Origin of the sequence: Mesorhizobium sp. M7A.F.Ca.US.006.04.2.1 (genome assembly GCF_004022915.1) — a bacterium.
Classification (GTDB): Bacteria; Pseudomonadota; Alphaproteobacteria; order Rhizobiales; family Rhizobiaceae; genus Mesorhizobium; species Mesorhizobium ciceri.
This window is the reverse complement of record NZ_RZQA01000934.1, coordinates 1-2,326: the sequence shown is the minus strand read 5'-3', so window position 1 is coordinate 2,326 and position 2,326 is coordinate 1. Positions and strand designations below refer to the sequence as shown.

Sequence of the window (2,326 nt, the reverse complement as noted above, 5' to 3'; positions counted from 1 at the left end):
CATCGGCGAAGGCGCGGATGTTCTCTTCCAGGGCCTTGACGTCGAACGAGACCTTGCCGACGCCGGCATGGACGATGCCAGCCTTCTCGACACGGAACTCGACGGCGCCGCCCTTGGACGCCTTGACGGCGGCGGCAACGTCGGTGGTGACGGTTCCGACCTTCGGGTTCGGCATCATGCCGCGCGGGCCGAGCACCTTGCCCAGACGGCCGACCAGCGGCATCATGTCCGGCGTGGCGATGCAGCGATCGAAATCGATCGTGCCCTTCTGGACGATGTCGACCAGATCCTCGGCACCAACGATGTCGGCGCCGGCAGCGCGCGCTTCGTCGGCCTTGTCGCCACGGGCGAACACGGCGACACGTACCGAGCGGCCGGTGCCGTTCGGCAGGTTGACCACGCCGCGGACCATCTGGTCGGCATGGCGCGGGTCGACGCCGAGGTTCATGGCGACTTCGATGGTCTCATCGAACTTCACCGAGGAACGGTCCTTGAGCAGCTTCAGCGCATCACCCAGGGCATAAGCCTTGTTGGGATCGATGCCTTCGCGGGTCTTCGATACACGCTTTGCAATCTTTGCCATGATCTTAGCCCACCACTTCCAGACCCATCGAGCGGGCGGAGCCCTCGACCATGCGCATGGCCGCTTCGACGTCGTTTGCGTTCAGGTCTTTCATCTTCGCGGTGGCAATCTCGCGGACCTTGTCACGCGAAACCGTACCGGCCTTGACCTTGCCCGGCTCCTTGGAACCAGAGGTCAGGTTCGCCGCCTTCTTCAGGAAGTAGCTCACCGGCGCCGTCTTCATGACGAAGGTGAAGGACTTGTCCTGATAGTAGGTGATGACAACCGGAACCGGCGATCCCTTTTCCATTTCCTGGGTCTGCGCGTTGAACGCCTTGCAGAACTCCATGATGTTGATGCCACGCTGACCAAGCGCCGGGCCGATCGGGGGAGACGGCGTAGCCGATCCCGCTTTCACCTGGAGCTTGAGCTGGCCTGCAATTTTCTTAGCCATCTCTTTTCCTGCCTTTGTCTATGCCGGTCATGCCGGCGGTTGCAGTCTGGTGGTGCGATCCATGCGGCCGGCTAAAGCCGCATTCGTCTCCCACCGTTCTCAGGCCGCGCTTCCGCGCCGCCTCCCCTGATCGCCAAACCTGCTTCAGGGATTTCGTATCAGCCCTTTTCGACCTGCCCGAATTCCAGATCGACAGGCACGGCGCGCCCGAAGATCGAAACTTCCACCTTGAGCCGCGCCCGCTCCTCGTCCACTTCCTGGACGAAACCGTTGAACGACGCGAAGGGACCATCCGAAACGCGGATCGCTTCGCCGATCTCGAACGTGACCGAGGGCTTGGGCCGCTCGACGCCTTCCTGGACCTGGTTCAGGATGCGCTGCGCTTCCGCCTCGGTGATCGGCACCGGCTTGGAGTCACCCAGGAAGCCGGTGACCTTCGGCGTGTTCTTGACCAGCGAGAACACGGCGTCGGTCAGATTGGCCTTCAGCAGCACATAGCCCGGGAAGAACTTGCGCTCGGCATCGACCTTGCGGCCGCGGCGAACTTCGACGACCTTCTCGGTCGGAACCACGATCTGGTGGATGTCGGCAGACAGGCCCTTCTGCTTGGCCTTGTTCTCGATATCCTCGGCGACCTTCTTTTCAAAGTTCGAATAGGCGTGGACGATGTACCAGCGCGCGGTCATTTCAAGACTTCTCCGTAATCGCCGGACTTAGCGTCCGATGCCCAGAATCTGTTCGACCGCGAGGCCCATGAGCTGATCAGCGGTGAAGAAAAAGATCATCGCGATCACTGCGAAGGCCAGAACCATCACCGTCGAGATCATCGTTTCGCGCCGCGACGGCCAAGTCACCTTGGCGGTCTCCGCGCGAACCTGCTGGAGAAAGACGAAAGGATTTGTGGTTTTCGAAGCCATATGCCGCTCTGTCTTCAAGACCCGTTGGCCGGGTCTCCTGGATGATCCCGCTGGCCGGGACGTGCCGCCTGAGCGAATTTCGCGCCGAATCAGCGCAATCATTTCGCCCATGCAAATCAGACGCGTAAAGCCGGTTTCCCAGCTCCACGCGTCGCGTGTCTGTTTCGTCTACATAAAACCGATTCTTGATCCACGCAAGTGGCAAGTCTCCGCTTTATGACCAAACACCGCCTCGGAACCATCCAGTCGTTCCGTCCCGGCTATGGCGCTCTTATGCCCCAATCGACCCTATATGGCAAGCGGGTTGCCGATTTTCAAAGGCCGGACCATGGAAATATCGTTTTGAACGCCATTCCGAAACGGCGAGACATTGGGTTGAATGCCATTCAGGGA

At 60.5% G+C, this 2,326-nt stretch carries 4 protein-coding genes; all 4 read right to left on the bottom strand.

Annotated features, from left to right (window positions below; genetic code table 11):
* A partial coding sequence (gene rplA, locus EN925_RS32410) for a 50S ribosomal protein L1 (RefSeq protein ID WP_128337226.1) occupies window positions 1-583 on the bottom strand: 583 nt, incomplete at its 3' end.
* 4 nt (window positions 584-587) lie between these two features.
* Window positions 588-1,016 carry a 50S ribosomal protein L11 gene (rplK, locus tag EN925_RS32405; RefSeq protein WP_013531410.1) on the bottom strand — a complete coding sequence of 143 codons (429 nt, stop codon included), beginning with the start codon at window positions 1,014-1,016 and terminating at the stop codon, window positions 588-590.
* Window positions 1,017-1,174: 158 nt separating this feature from the next.
* Window positions 1,175-1,702 carry a transcription termination/antitermination protein NusG gene (gene nusG / locus EN925_RS32400; protein ID WP_013531409.1) on the bottom strand — a complete coding sequence of 176 codons (528 nt, stop codon included), beginning with the start codon at window positions 1,700-1,702 and terminating at the stop codon, window positions 1,175-1,177.
* 27 nt (window positions 1,703-1,729) lie between these two features.
* A complete protein-coding gene (secE, locus tag EN925_RS32395) occupies window positions 1,730-1,933 on the bottom strand; it encodes a preprotein translocase subunit SecE (protein WP_013531408.1) in 204 nt (67 codons plus the stop codon).
* Window positions 1,934-2,326: the final 393 nt, after the last annotated feature.

Bases quoted from the DNA above. Each gene is read 5' to 3' on its own strand.
- nusG (WP_013531409.1), bottom strand. From the start codon at position 1,702: ATGACCGCGCGCTGGTACATCGTCCACGCCTATTCGAACTTTGAAAAG.
- secE (WP_013531408.1), bottom strand. From the start codon at position 1,933: ATGGCTTCGAAAACCACAAATCCTTTCGTCTTTCTCCAGCAGGTTCGC.
- rplK (WP_013531410.1), bottom strand. From the start codon at position 1,016: ATGGCTAAGAAAATTGCAGGCCAGCTCAAGCTCCAGGTGAAAGCGGGA.